Source organism: Paenarthrobacter sp. NyZ202 (assembly GCF_049860755.1).
GTDB lineage: Bacteria > Actinomycetota > Actinomycetes > Actinomycetales > Micrococcaceae > Arthrobacter.
Genome location: NZ_CP187556.1, coordinates 561,453 through 573,892 on the forward strand (window position 1 = coordinate 561,453; position 12,440 = coordinate 573,892).

Consider the following 12,440-nt stretch of genomic DNA (forward strand, 5'->3'; position numbering starts at 1 on the left):
CGCACTATTGCTACCCAGTTGGGGAAGACTAGGTGTAATTCCCACTGAGGTTGTGAACGCGGCTGATGGGGGTTTTGCCTCCGATGCCGGTATGGGTTCGGTGATGATTGTAATGGTGGAGCCATGCCGGGTAGGTGGCGGCGCGCTCGGTTTCTGAGGTGTAGGGCCGGGCGTAGGCCCATTCGGTGGCGAGGGTGCGGTTGAAGCGTTCCACCTTGCCGTTGGTTTGGGGTCGGTAGGGGCGGGTGCGCCGGTGTTTGAGGTGCGGTCCCAGGGCTGCTGCGAAGGTCCGGGAGCGGTAGCAGGACCCGTTGTCCGTGAGCACCGCTTTGACGGTGATGCCGTGGGCGGCGAAGAATGCGGCGGCTCGCAGCCAGAAGGCGGCGGCCGTTTCCTTCTTTTCGTCGTTGAGGATTTCGGAGTACGCGAGCCGGGTGTGGTCATCGACGGCATGATGCAGGTGGGCATAACCGGTCCCGGCACGGCGGTTCCGCTGCCCCTTGGCGCGTCCGAGGGCGCGGTGTCCGCCGCCGTCGGGGATGCGCCCAAGCTTCTTGATGTCCACGTGGATCAGGTCTCCGGGGTTCTCGTGCTCGTAGCGCTGCGGTGCAGGTGTGCGAACGGGCAGACCGGTGCCCTGATCCAGGCAGGCCAGCCGGGGCATCCGGTACCGGGTCAGGACCTTGCCGACGGTGGAGCGGGCCAAGCCCAGGTGGGCCGCTATCCGGTGCGGTCCCCACCGCCGATTGAACCTCAACCCCACAATGCGGCGTTCGGTGCGTACGGGGGTGCGTTTCGGGCTCCGCCGCGGGCGGGAGGACGCGTCAGCCATGCCGTCCTCACCACGGACCCTGTAGCGGTCCACCCACTTCTTGGCCGTCGCTGGTGAGCATTGAAAACGTTCCGCGGCCCGGCGCAACGTCCAGCCCTCCTCAACGACCAAACGGGCCAGCTTCGCCCTGGCCTTAGGTGTCAGATCGGCGTTGGCATGGGTAACGTAGGACAACGAGAGCCTCCTGGCGTCGAGATGAGTGTGGTAACCCAAATCGATACCGGAGGCTTTCGCCTTTTACATCACGCCACGCTGTTCACAACCTCCATGGGAACTACAACTAGGCCTTGCGGGGGATGCCGGTCCGGGCCATGGCCTCGGCGTATGCGCCGTGGATGGCGTCCAGGTATTCCTGCTGGCGCTCGGGTGTGCCCGCGAAGGAGCGGCCACCCAGGGAGCGTACCTTGAACGTCTTGAACCCGCGGCGGGCGATGCTGGCGGGAGCCGACTTCATGAGCTGGTCGGCCAAACGGTGCGCCTCGTTGCCGTGTGCCACCAGGGCGGAGGTGCGCGGCAGGAGCTGCAGGAGGCGCAGGAGCGGCTTGAGCCCTTCGGTGATGTTGGCGGGGGTGAGCTTGCCCGGCTCGCCGGCCGGCTCGATCCACGGGTAGACGTTCCACGGGATCACGTACTCCGGGCGGAGGCCCAGCTGCCACTGCATGCCGAGCATGCGGGTGGTGGCCTCGTCGTCACCGGGCTTGATGAAGCCCTCGCCGGAGGTGACCCGCTGGTTGGAGAAGAGGCTCACGATGCGGCAGTCGTCCATGCTGTGGGCGGGGTCGATGTAGAGGACCTCGCTGCCCGGCTTCTGATCCTTGATCGAGTCACACAATGTGTTGACCTCGGCGATGTGGTCTTCGTAACGGCGGTTCCAGAGGAGTTGTTCGGGTGAGTCGGTCGCCAGGTCTTGCATCGGGGGTTAAGTCTCCTAGGTGTTACAGCGCGCACCACAAGGGCTGCGGGCATGCCGCAGCGGATCCGTCAGGGTGCAGTTGGGGGCTGGTTAACCTTACCGGACCAAGGAGGGCTCCGTTTCCGCCGGACCAATTGCAACGGCCTGGATTAACCCTTAAGTGCAGTTCCCGGGCCGCCGGCTTGACGACGGCAGAAGATGGAGGGGCACCATCATCAACTACCTTGGGGGTAAACAGTGGTTGCACCAGACTCGTCGCCCGAATCGACCCAGCGTCCACGGAAGGCACCCAGGATCCGGGCGATCCTGGCCGGCGGCCTCGTCCTGGGAGTTGGAGCCGCGATCACCCTTGCTGCCTGGAACGACTCGGAGTTCGCCCAGGGCACCTTCACAGCGGGGTCCTTCAACCTTGAGGGAAGCACCGACGGCACTGCATTCGCCGAGCACCCCGTTGGCTCGCCGGCGACCCTCTCCTTTACGGCCGCGCCCACCAACCTGGCGCCCGGTGATGTTGTCACTGCACCGTTCGCGGTGCGGCTTGACGAAGACACCACCAGCGGTGCCACGGTGACGGTCTCCACCGAATCATCCACCGGCGCACTGACCGGCCTGACATACTCGCTCACCCAATCGGACGCCTTCGGTTGCGGCGAACCGGTCACGGACACTTTGGTGGACCCCGGGACCGGATTGGGTACGACGCCGGGCAGCACCACTTTCGCGCTGGATGACGGCGGGGGTGCCGGTGCGGGAGCCGCAGTGAACCTGTGCTTCCGGATCACTGCCGGCTCCGGCCTGGTCCAGTCCCAGACCGGTTCCACCACCTGGGAATTCGCGGCCGAATCCCAGTAGTCCATGGGCACGCGACGCTCCACGAAGCACCGGGCGGTGAGGCCGCCCGGAAAGTACCTGCGGCTGCGTGCGGTCCTGGCCGGGGCCCTGGCGCTGGGCCTTGGCGGCTCGGTAACGCTCGCGTCCTGGACCGACAGTGACTTCGCCGGAGGGACCTTTGGCGCAAGTGTCTTTGTGACGGAGTCCAACGCCAGCAAACCCTACAACGCGTCGGGGACATGGAGTGCCAACGACGCTGCCCCGGGTGCCGCCTTGGTGTTCAACGCCACGGCCATGAGCCCGGGCTCGGTGGCCTACGCGCCCTTGGCCATTCGTACCCGGGCCGGGTCCGTGGGCGGAGAAGTGGTGCTCGGGGCACCGACGGTCACCAGCAGCGGCACGGGCACAGCGGACCTGGGGGCTGCACTCCGGTATCGTGTGGTCCGTTCAGCCGCCTGCGATGCCACCGCCTTCACGGGGACACCGGTGTTCGTGGTGGGCAGCGACGGAGCCAAGCCCTTCACCCAAGGCCAGGCGGCCGGCGTCGTCAATCCTTTGCAGGCGGCCACGGCCACACTGCCGGGGGCGCCCACGCAGTTCTGCTTTGAAGTGACCCTGCCCCTTGGCGCCAACAACGCCCTGCAGGGACAAACGGCCACTGCAACCTGGCAGTTCACTGCCACCTCCAGCCCATGAGCCGCGCTTTCACGTCCCGCGTCCGCGAATGCCTGCTGAACCTCGCCGCGGCCGGCGGTGCGGTGTGCATCGTGGCGGTGATCCTGGCGCTGGCATTCAACATCACGCTCATCTTGTTCAAGACCGGCTCCATGGCCCCGGGCATCCCCGCCGGATCCCTGGCCCTGGTGCGGGAAATTCCTGCCGCTGACATCCGGGTGGGCGACGTTGTCACCGTTGACCGTCCCGGCAAACTGCCCATTACGCACCGGGTGCAGACCGTGGAGGATGCCAAGGGTGCCTCCCGCACCATCACCATGAAGGGCGACGCCAATACCGCTCCGGACCCTGCGCCTTATGTGGTGGAACGGGTGCGGGTTGTCCTGTGGTCCGTCCCGGGGCTCGCGTACCCGCTTGCCGCAGCCGCCAACCCGGTGGTGCTCGGGGCAACAACTGTGGCCGTTTCCGGCCTGGTCACCTGGGTGCTGTGGCCGCGTCGTGAAACCCCCGGCAGAGGCGGCAACAAGCATGGCGGCCGCAGGCGTGGGCAGCATGTCGCGGCTTAAGCGGTGCTGGCTGTTGTTCCTTTGCGCCCTGATGCTCCAGCCTGCGCCAGCGCACGCCCTGACGTCCGATCGGCAGCCCGCCCGGGAGGAACCCTCCGGTTGGTTGGAGCTCGACGCCGGTCCGGCCGGGAAGGTGCACCGGCTCACCCCGGGCGGGACTGCTGACTGGGCGGTGGCGGTGGGGGTCCGGGGCGAACCCGCCACGGCGCTGGAGTTGCGGCTGGAACCCGGGGCCGGGATCCTCCGGGACTACCTCAGTGTCACCCTGAGGACCTGCGGCCAGCCCTGGGACGAGGGCGGTCCGGCCGGCAGTACCTGCGGTGCCGGAGAAGACACTGTGCTGGAATCCACAGCGTTGAGGGAGGCCGAGGGGACGCGCCTGGATCTCCTGGGTGAGACTTCGCGGGCCGCTTCCGGCTCCCCGCTACCTGATACCACCTATGTCCTCCTGACAGCAGCGCTCGCGGTCGATGCCCCAAAGGACGTGCAAGGGACCAGGACCAGCATCGTCATCGGGGTTTTCGGCTCGGGCGATGATCCCGGCGGTGCGGCAGCAAGAAAGCCCGGCCAGGCGCCGTCGGGATCCCTTGCGGACACCGGCGCCCGCCTGGGTGGCTTCCTGCTGCTCGGTGTGCTCGCCGTGGTCGGCGGCTTTGCGGCTTCACGATGGCGGGGTGGGCGGGGATGAGGAAGTACCTGGCCGCCCTGGGCGCAGTGGCCCTCCCCGTGGCCATGATGCTGACGGCGTCCAACCCGCCGGCCGTCACGGAGGCTTCGTGGGCCCGTGGGACCTACGCATCCGGCAATTTCGGCACCGTGACAATCCCCGCCCCTACGCTGAACGGGCAATGCACCTACAACCCGGGTGTTTTGGGGTTGGGTGCCTACGTGCGGATCTTCTGGCTCCCGCCCTCCGGCTACACCCTGTCGCAGGCCGAGGTGCAGGCATCCACCAGCGGACTGGGCTCCGCGCTCGCACCGCTCACCGGGTACAACCTCTCCATCAACACCACCGGAAGTGCGGCCGCCGGTTACGTTACGGACGTACCCACCAACCTCCTGGGCGGTCTCCTGGGGCTGGGAACGGAACTGCAGATCGCCATTGTGATCAGGGACCCGGCAACGTCGTGGACGTCAAAGGCCGCGTCCGTGGCCAGCAACGCCGGGCTGATCGCCGGGCTGGGGGGCAACTGCCGGAATCTTCCACCCGGCACGTGATCCACCGTGTGCGCCCGCTGCAACCGGGCCGCCCACAAAACTTCACGCGACCGCCGTCGAACGCTCCTTGACACCAGACTTTCAGGTGCCATCGGCTAAACTTGGCTGGTAAGAGCCCCGAAACTCTTGCGTCTGCCGCGGCCGCGGCAGGCTGTACCAAGTACCGTCGGGGCATTCTCATGTACGGCGCCAAGGCCTGGCTTTCCAGCCGGGTCTTGCCCGAAAGAATGGGGGAGGATCCCATGCCCGCTATCGTGATCGTCGGAGCCCAGTGGGGCGACGAAGGCAAAGGCAAAGCAACCGACCTGCTTGGTGGCCGCGTCGACTACGTGGTCAAGCCCAACGGCGGTAACAACGCCGGGCACACCGTGGTGGTCGGCGGTGAGAAGTACGAGCTGAAGCTCCTTCCCGCGGGCATCCTGAGCCCCAACGCCATTCCGATTATCGGCAACGGCTGCGTGGTGAACCTCGAGGCCCTGTTCCAGGAGATCGACGGCCTTGAAGCCCGTGGCGCCGATACCTCCCGCCTCCGTGTGTCCGCCAACGCCCATCTGGTGGCTCCGTACCACCAGGTCCTGGACAAGGTCACCGAGCGCTTCCTCGGCAGCCGCGCCATCGGCACCACCGGCCGCGGCATCGGCCCGGCCTATATGGACAAGGTGGCCCGCCTGGGTATCCGCGTCCAGGACGTCTTCGACGAGTCCATCCTGCGCCAGAAGGTGGAAGGCTCGCTGCGCCAGAAGAACGAACTCCTGGTCAAGATCTACAACCGCCGCAGCGTTGTGGTGGAGGAGATCGTGGAGTACTTCCTGTCTTTCGCCGAGCGCCTGCGTCCGCTGGTCATCGACAGCACGCTGGAACTGAACAACGCTTTGGACGAGGGCAAGGTTGTGCTCATGGAAGGCGGCCAGGCAACGTTCCTGGACGTGGACCACGGCACCTACCCGTTCGTTACGTCCTCGAACCCGACGGCAGGCGGCGCGTCGGTTGGTTCGGGCATCGGCCCCACCCGCATCTCCCGCTCCATCGGCATCATCAAGGCCTACACCACCCGTGTTGGCGCGGGGCCGTTCCCCACCGAACTCTTCGACGAGATGGGTCTCTACCTGCAGAAGACCGGCGGTGAGTTCGGCGTGAACACCGGCCGTCCCCGCCGCTGCGGTTGGTACGACGCCGTCCTGGCCCGCCACGCCTCCCGCGTCAACGGTTTCACCGACTACTTCGTCACCAAGCTGGATGTCCTCACCGGCATCGAGCAGATCCCCGTCTGCGTGGCTTATGACGTGGACGGCGTGCGCCACGACGAAATGCCCATGACGCAGACCGAGTTCCACCACGCCGTGCCGATCTTCGAGTACTTCGACGGCTGGACCGAGGACATTACCGGGGCCCGCACGCTCGAGGACCTCCCCGAGAACGCCCGCAACTACGTGCTGGCCCTCGAGAAGCTCTCCGGCACGCGCTTCTCCGCGATCGGCGTCGGGCCGGACCGTGACCAGACCATCGTGGTGCATGATTTGATCGACGGCTAGTTTTACAGAATTACGACGACGGCGGGTCGCCCCAGGGTTCGAATGGAACCTTGGAGGCGGCCCGCCGTTTGTGGTTTCTGGACTGGCAGCCGTCTCGGACTGAGAAACAACGAAAATAGATATGTGCGTTATTCACAAGTTTGCATGCTTGTAATGCACGGTGACGTATGGCACGATGATGCTGGCATCCACTCCCGACCAAGGAACCTCCTCGTGAATATTGCACTCAAAAGCGTCCGCAAGCTGCGCATCCATTGGCCTGTATCTGTTGAGACGATGACCCGTATGGGGCAAGGCGAATCCAGCGCCCTCGAATCGGACACCGGCATCGCTCGCCTCCTGGACACACTGAAGGCCACCCCTGAGCTCGGCGGGTTCGGCAACTACCACCACGTCTTCGAATCCACGGCGGGTTTTGAGGGTTTCACCGTGGCAGAGGGCGCAAATCCAACGCTGGGTAAGGTCGGCCAGCGGACCATCTCGCCCACCTTTGTCTTCACGTCCTACTTCGATGCCGCCTTGGACGAACCATCCGTCCAGCTACTGGTGCAGCGCATTGTGGAAATCCACCCATGGGAGGTTCCCGTCATTGAAGTCTCCGCGCCGCTCAGCGTTTCCACCGGAGGCGCCGTATCCTCCAAGGCCGCGGACATCCTTCAGGAAAGGATCGCCTCGTGAAAGCTCCGTTGTGGCAGGAATTGGCGCCCCTGCTCGCCAACAGGACCTTCACCGACCTGACACACGCCTTCCATCCGGGCCAGCCGCACTTTGCGGCGTTTCCCGATGAGCAACGCGAAGCCCTCTTTGACATGGACAAGGGCGACGGATTCACCGCGCACAGGTACTCGATCGTCGGCCAGTGGGGCACGCACGTCGATCCGCCGTCGCACTTCATCCGAGGCGGCCGAACTCTTGACCAGCTACCGGTCCAGGAGATGGTGCTGCCCTTGGTGGTCCTGGACATCAGCAGCCGCGCCGCGACCGACAACGACGCTTCGCCGACGCTGGCCGACGTCGACGCCTGGGAGGAACGCAACGGCAGGATCCCGGCGGGATCCTTCGTTGCGCTCCGCACGGATTGGAGCCTGCGGTGGCCCGATGCCCAGGCAATGGCCAATCGTGATCCGGAAGGCATCAGCCACACGCCGGGATGGTCGCGGGAAGTCCTTGAGGTGCTGGTCGAGGAACGCAACGTAGCGGCGATCGGGCACGAACAGACCGATACAGACCCCGGCAGCGCCACATCACGCCAGGACTTCAGCCTCGAAACCTACATACTGGCCAAGGACAGGTGGCAGATCGAACTCCTCGCCAACCTGAAGGGCGTGCCGGAGTCCGGGGGCGCAGTTATAGCCACCTGGGCCAAGCCACTCGGTGGAAGCGGATTCCCCGCCCGCGTGTTCGCGGTCCACTAAGGCGACAGTCCGCCCGTCGTCAAGCCCGCGTCGGACTGCCCCCGGGACTGGCTAGAATCGAGAAATGTCAAAGACCTCCAGCATGGGCCGCGGCATGATGGCCGTCCTCACCGTTGGCGAGCGGCACGCCGAAGGGTACGACGGCGGTACGGTCGCCGAAGTTGCGGCGCGCCTGGACAAAGACCGCAGCCAGGTCTCCCGCAGCCTCAAAGGTGCACTCCAGGAAGGGTTCCTGGCACGCACGGCGGACCGGGCGTACTGCCTCGACTGGTCGCTCCTCACCGATGCCCAGCTGGTGACCGAGCAACGGCTGCGGACTGACGGGTTGGCGGCGTTGGAGGGGCTGGCGGCCGAATCCACCGAGGCCTGCTTCCTGGGCGTTCTCAGCGGAAACAGCACAGTCACCATTGCCGAGCACGTACCTGCAAGCGCCAACCTTGTTGGCTCATGGCTGGGCCGCCCCTATCCTGCCTATTGCAGCGACGCCGGCCAGGCTCTTCTGTGGGACGCTCCGGCGGAGGAAGTGCGGCGGATCTTCCAGAACGTGGAGTTCGTCCGGCACGGGCCCAACACGCCATCGTCGGTGGACGACTTTCTTCACCGCCTGGAAAGTGCCCGGAGCAGGGGCTACTCGATCGTCGACGAGGAGGCCGAACCGGGCCTCTATTCGCTTGCAGCACCGATCCGCGACTTCAAAGGCGACGTCGCCGCGGCGCTGCAGATAGTGGGCCCGAAAGAGCGGCTGGAACCCCAACGGGAACAGCATGCGCTGGCACTCGCGTCATGGCGCGACTGGCTTGAAACCCGGGTCGGTGGAATTCAGTGAACCTGGCCCTGGGCGGAACCCAACCGTTTTGCCGCCGCCTGCAGGGCCCGGGCCACCACAGCAATGTCCAGCTCAGCACCGGAAAGGCTGCCCAGCACGCTGAGTGCAGCCAGGATGTCACCGCGGGGTGAGCGCACAGGGACTGCCAGTTCCCACACAGCGTGCTCGTATTCTTCGGTTGCCAGGACGTATCCTCCCGGCCGGTCGCGCTCCATCAGCTCCTGCACCTCGGCTGGAGTGTGGGCGGCGGCCGGTCCGCCCACGCCGATGAAATTTACGTCCTTAAGCAACGAATGCAAGGCGCCGGTGTCGTGATCCCACAGCAGGGCCCTGCCTGCCCCCGTGCACCAGGCCGGTGTCACCATCCCGGGCTTGGCAAAACCGCCCAGAGCGGCGTTATTGATTGAAGCCCGAAGGAGCTGCACCCGCACGCCGTCCCGTACGGACAATCGGGCGCGGAGGCCAAACCCGGACACCAGCTCTTCCAACTCGGCTCTGGATTCCCGGACCCAGTTCCCGTTGAGGGAACCGGCCAGGGAAAAGAAGCGCCGACCCACCCTGAACGGCCCGCGGTCCTCCCGCTCCAACAACTCGAGGTCGCAAAGCTCCTGGGCCAGCCGGGATACGCGACTCTGTTCCATGTCCAGTTCCGCGGCCAATTGTGAGACACCCAGCAACTGCCTGCCCTGTTTTTCCCGGTCAGCCACCAACCGCACCAAGCGAAGGCCCTGGGCCAAGGACGACGCTTCGGATGGAACATCCACGGATCGGGCTCCTTTCAGCATGCTCTAGCCATTCTCACATGGCCGTCTCCTGCGCGAGGACGCGGGAACCCCCTGCCCACACTGTGTAGAGATCGGCAAGGATGCTGCCGTTGGCTGACTCTAGCTCATTCACCGTGATCTCCTCTCCACCTTGCCGGCCGAAGAGGACTACCTCGTCTCCCGGGCTGATGTCCGTGACGCCGGAAACGTCCACCACCATGGAATTCATGGAGACCGCGTCCACCACTGGAACCCGCTGTCCCCGGACGAGCACAGTCCCTGCCTTGGCCAACGCCCGCCTGTAACCGTCGCCATAGCCGGCGGTGACGGTGGCCAGCCGCGCGTGGGATCGCAGCGTATGAAGGAGTCCGTAGCCCACTTTGCTACCTGCGGGATAAGTGTTTACCGAGCCGATTCTGGCTTTGAAGGCCAGGCATCGCCGGTAGCCCGGATGCCGTGGATCCGAGTCGCCGTAGAGCAGCGCGCCCGTCCGGACCATGTCCAGCCAGGTTGCAGGAACGTTGAGCGTCGCGAAGGAGTTGGCTGCGTGCAGCAGTATCTGCTCACGTGGTATCCGGGCCGCACTAAGGATCGACAGGGCCTGCTCCAGGAAACGGCTCAGACCTGCTTCGATGTCCGCAACGTCGTCCAGCGGGAAATGCGTCATGATACCGGCAAGTTCCAGGTGCCGATGACTCAAAATTCCCGCTGCTGTTGCCCTCCCCAACGCCCCGGATACGTCAAGGCTGTGGCGGCTTATGCCGGATGAGTTGATGTCCAGATGGATGCGGACCACGCGCCCGGAATCAGCTGCAATCCGGTTGATTTCCCACGCGCTTTGAGGGTCGGCAACCAGCTCTTCGACGTCATATCCGACGGCGGCTGCTACCTCCTGTGGTGCGGCGGCGCGGACACGGAGCAACTTGCCGGTGAAGCCGACGCTCCGGGCGATAGCTGCTTCACGGTTGGAGCCGACACCAATGCAGGGGACGCCGGTCCGCACGAGCGAAGGCATCAGCAGCTCCGCCCCGTGCCCGTACGCGTCAGATTTGATCACGGCGCAGACCTTGGCACGGTCACACAAGAGTGCCTGTACTCCACGCACGTTGGATTCGAAAGCGTCTCCGTCTACTTCCACCCAGCTGGCCAGATGATCAGTGCGGGGTTCGGGGGGAACCGGATGCAACATGGGGGTTCCTTTGAATACGGCTCAGCGGCCGGGCTAAACAGTGCCCGACCGCTGAGCATGGATAACGGAATCAGGCCGGCTGGGGCTTGCGGGTCCTGCCGCCGTAGCGGAACCGGAAGAACAGGTAGCAAGCGGCCACGAACGGAACCCCGAAGTACAGCGCTGCTATCTGCGACGGGTCCATGGCGATGCCCACCAAGGAAACGAGGCACAGGACAAAGGCGAGGATGGGCACCAACGGAAACAATGGCGCCTTATAGGGGAGATCGGCTACGTTTCCGCCGTTGCGGACGAAGGCGCGCCGGTGGAAGAAATGGGAAGCCACAATCGACATCCATACGCCAACAACGGCAAAACCCGCCACGGACACCAATGCCAGATAGACGGTTTCAGGTGCCGCGACGCTGCTGATGAGGGATGCGAGGCCGCCCAGCATGCTCACGGAGAGCGCGATCATGGGAATGCCGCGGCGGGTGAGCTTTTTAAAGGCCTTCGGCGCGTGGCCTTCGTCCGCAAGCGAATAAAGCATGCGGGCACAGGAGAACAGGCCGCTGTTGCCGGCGGACAGCAGGGCGGTGATGATGACGAAGTTCATGATGTCCGCCGCATAGGGAATCCCCACGGAAGAGAACACTGTGACGAACGGGCTTTCGTCCAGACCCACCTGGTCATAGGGGACCGTTGCCGCAATGACAGCAATTGCACCGACGAAGAAGATCAGCAAACGAATGACGGTGCTTCGCATTGCCTTGGGAATGTTTCGCGCGGGATCGGCCGTTTCCCCTGCCGCGACGCCGATCAGTTCAGATCCGGAGAAGGCGTAGAAGACCGCCAGCGCGGTAACCAGGACGCCAGTGAATCCATTGGGGAAGAGACCGGCTGAAGTATTGAAGTTCTCAAAGAGGAAGGGATGGTTGCCGGAACCGGACAACGGGTGAAAGCCAAAGAGGGCCGCGCCGCCGAGGATGATGAGGCCGATAATGGCGCCCACCTTGATGATGGCGAACCAGAACTCGGACTCCCCGAAGAACCGTGAAGAGATTGCATTGAAGCCGAAGAGGATTGCGGCGAAGACAAGGCACCAGACCCATACCTCGACATCCGGGAACCAGCGCTGCATCAAAAGTCCTGACGCCGTGAACTCCGAACCGATGGCCACGGCCCAGCAGAGCCAGTACAGCCAAGCGGTGGTGAATCCCGTGGCCGGTCCAATCGAGCGCGCTGCGTAGATGTGGAAGGCCCCGGATACGGGATAGGCAATGGCCAGTTCGCCGAGGCACGCCATGACAAGGTATACGACGAACGCACCAATCAGATAGGCGATGACTGCGCCCAGCGGACCGGCTTGGGAGATCGTATAGCCGGAACTCAGGAAGAGTCCGGACCCGATCACACCTCCCATTGCGATCATGATCAGGTGCCTGGTGCCCATTGATCTGCGAAGTCCGCTCGGGGCAGGCCCGGCGCCGGCTGCTTCCGGCCGGTGGTCCAGTTGCAGGGGTGTTGAAGATTCCATGTGATTCTCCGGTCGGTGACGGATGCGAAGGGGAAGAGCCGGGCGGGTCGAATTTCACCCGCTGGAGTCCGTAGTGATGAAGGTAACACAAAAGAACGCAAAGCAGTCATTAAAAACATTTATGAATGCATATAACGCACGCATAGATCTCCCGGATGACCTT

At 64.6% G+C, this 12,440-nt stretch carries 14 protein-coding genes; 9 read left to right on the forward strand and 5 right to left on the reverse strand.

Going from position 1 to position 12,440, the window contains the following annotated elements; translation table 11 throughout:
• Window positions 1–28: 28 nt before the first annotated feature.
• Together ACPFL9_RS02775 and ACPFL9_RS02780 are read right to left on the reverse strand one after the other, a co-directional pair.
• A complete protein-coding gene (locus ACPFL9_RS02775; protein ID WP_426004661.1) occupies window positions 29–1,006 on the reverse strand; it encodes an IS481 family transposase in 978 nt (325 codons plus the stop codon).
• Between the two features lie 106 nt (window positions 1,007–1,112).
• Entirely contained in the window at window positions 1,113–1,745 is a 633-nt protein-coding gene (locus tag ACPFL9_RS02780) for a uracil-DNA glycosylase (RefSeq protein WP_426005703.1), read from the reverse strand.
• Between the two features lie 237 nt (window positions 1,746–1,982).
• On the opposite strand from ACPFL9_RS02780, the gene ACPFL9_RS02785 reads away from it, so the two are divergent.
• From ACPFL9_RS02785 to ACPFL9_RS02825, 9 genes are all read left to right on the forward strand, one after another.
• Window positions 1,983–2,597 (forward strand): SipW-dependent-type signal peptide-containing protein, encoded by a 615-nt coding sequence (locus tag ACPFL9_RS02785; protein WP_426005704.1) that lies wholly within the window; start codon window positions 1,983–1,985, stop codon window positions 2,595–2,597.
• A gap of 36 nt (window positions 2,598–2,633) precedes the next feature.
• Window positions 2,634–3,272, forward strand: a complete 639-nt coding sequence (locus ACPFL9_RS02790; RefSeq protein WP_426005705.1) for a SipW-dependent-type signal peptide-containing protein — start codon at window positions 2,634–2,636, stop codon at window positions 3,270–3,272.
• Entirely contained in the window at window positions 3,269–3,817 is a 549-nt protein-coding gene (locus ACPFL9_RS02795; protein ID WP_426005707.1) for a signal peptidase I, read from the forward strand. Before ACPFL9_RS02790 ends, ACPFL9_RS02795 begins: the two co-directional genes overlap by 4 nt.
• On the forward strand, window positions 3,780–4,505 hold the full coding sequence (locus tag ACPFL9_RS02800; protein ID WP_426005709.1) for a hypothetical protein: 726 nt from the start codon (window positions 3,780–3,782) through the stop codon (window positions 4,503–4,505). Before ACPFL9_RS02795 ends, ACPFL9_RS02800 begins: the two co-directional genes overlap by 38 nt.
• The gene (locus ACPFL9_RS02805) at window positions 4,502–5,035 is read left to right on the forward strand and encodes a hypothetical protein (RefSeq protein WP_426005710.1); all 534 of its coding nucleotides are present in this window, start codon (window positions 4,502–4,504) and stop codon (window positions 5,033–5,035) included. The genes ACPFL9_RS02800 and ACPFL9_RS02805 overlap by 4 nt, the downstream gene beginning before the upstream one ends.
• A 242-nt stretch (window positions 5,036–5,277) precedes the next feature.
• On the forward strand, window positions 5,278–6,567 hold the full coding sequence (locus ACPFL9_RS02810; protein WP_426005712.1) for an adenylosuccinate synthase: 1,290 nt from the start codon (window positions 5,278–5,280) through the stop codon (window positions 6,565–6,567).
• Between the two features lie 213 nt (window positions 6,568–6,780).
• The gene (locus tag ACPFL9_RS02815) at window positions 6,781–7,245 is read left to right on the forward strand and encodes a hypothetical protein (protein WP_426005713.1); all 465 of its coding nucleotides are present in this window, start codon (window positions 6,781–6,783) and stop codon (window positions 7,243–7,245) included.
• Window positions 7,242–7,982, forward strand: coding sequence for a cyclase family protein (locus tag ACPFL9_RS02820; protein WP_426005715.1), 741 nt, complete (start codon window positions 7,242–7,244; stop codon window positions 7,980–7,982). The genes ACPFL9_RS02815 and ACPFL9_RS02820 overlap by 4 nt, the downstream gene beginning before the upstream one ends.
• A gap of 64 nt (window positions 7,983–8,046) precedes the next feature.
• Window positions 8,047–8,808: an IclR family transcriptional regulator gene (locus ACPFL9_RS02825; protein ID WP_426005716.1), complete on the forward strand. Its 762-nt coding sequence runs from the start codon at window positions 8,047–8,049 to the stop codon at window positions 8,806–8,808.
• Here ACPFL9_RS02825 and ACPFL9_RS02830 read toward each other — a convergent pair.
• The 3 genes from ACPFL9_RS02830 to ACPFL9_RS02840 all read right to left on the reverse strand — a co-directional run bounded on the left by ACPFL9_RS02830 (window position 8,802) and on the right by ACPFL9_RS02840 (window position 12,277).
• On the reverse strand, window positions 8,802–9,572 hold the full coding sequence (locus tag ACPFL9_RS02830) for an IclR family transcriptional regulator (protein ID WP_426005718.1): 771 nt from the start codon (window positions 9,570–9,572) through the stop codon (window positions 8,802–8,804). The two genes, ACPFL9_RS02825 and ACPFL9_RS02830, sit on opposite strands and share 7 nt — an antisense overlap.
• Window positions 9,573–9,606: 34 nt before the next feature.
• The gene (gene alr, locus ACPFL9_RS02835) at window positions 9,607–10,761 is read right to left on the reverse strand and encodes an alanine racemase (protein ID WP_426005720.1); all 1,155 of its coding nucleotides are present in this window, start codon (window positions 10,759–10,761) and stop codon (window positions 9,607–9,609) included.
• A 70-nt stretch (window positions 10,762–10,831) separates the two neighbouring features.
• On the reverse strand, window positions 10,832–12,277 hold the full coding sequence (locus tag ACPFL9_RS02840) for an amino acid permease (protein ID WP_426005721.1): 1,446 nt from the start codon (window positions 12,275–12,277) through the stop codon (window positions 10,832–10,834).
• Window positions 12,278–12,440: the final 163 nt, after the last annotated feature.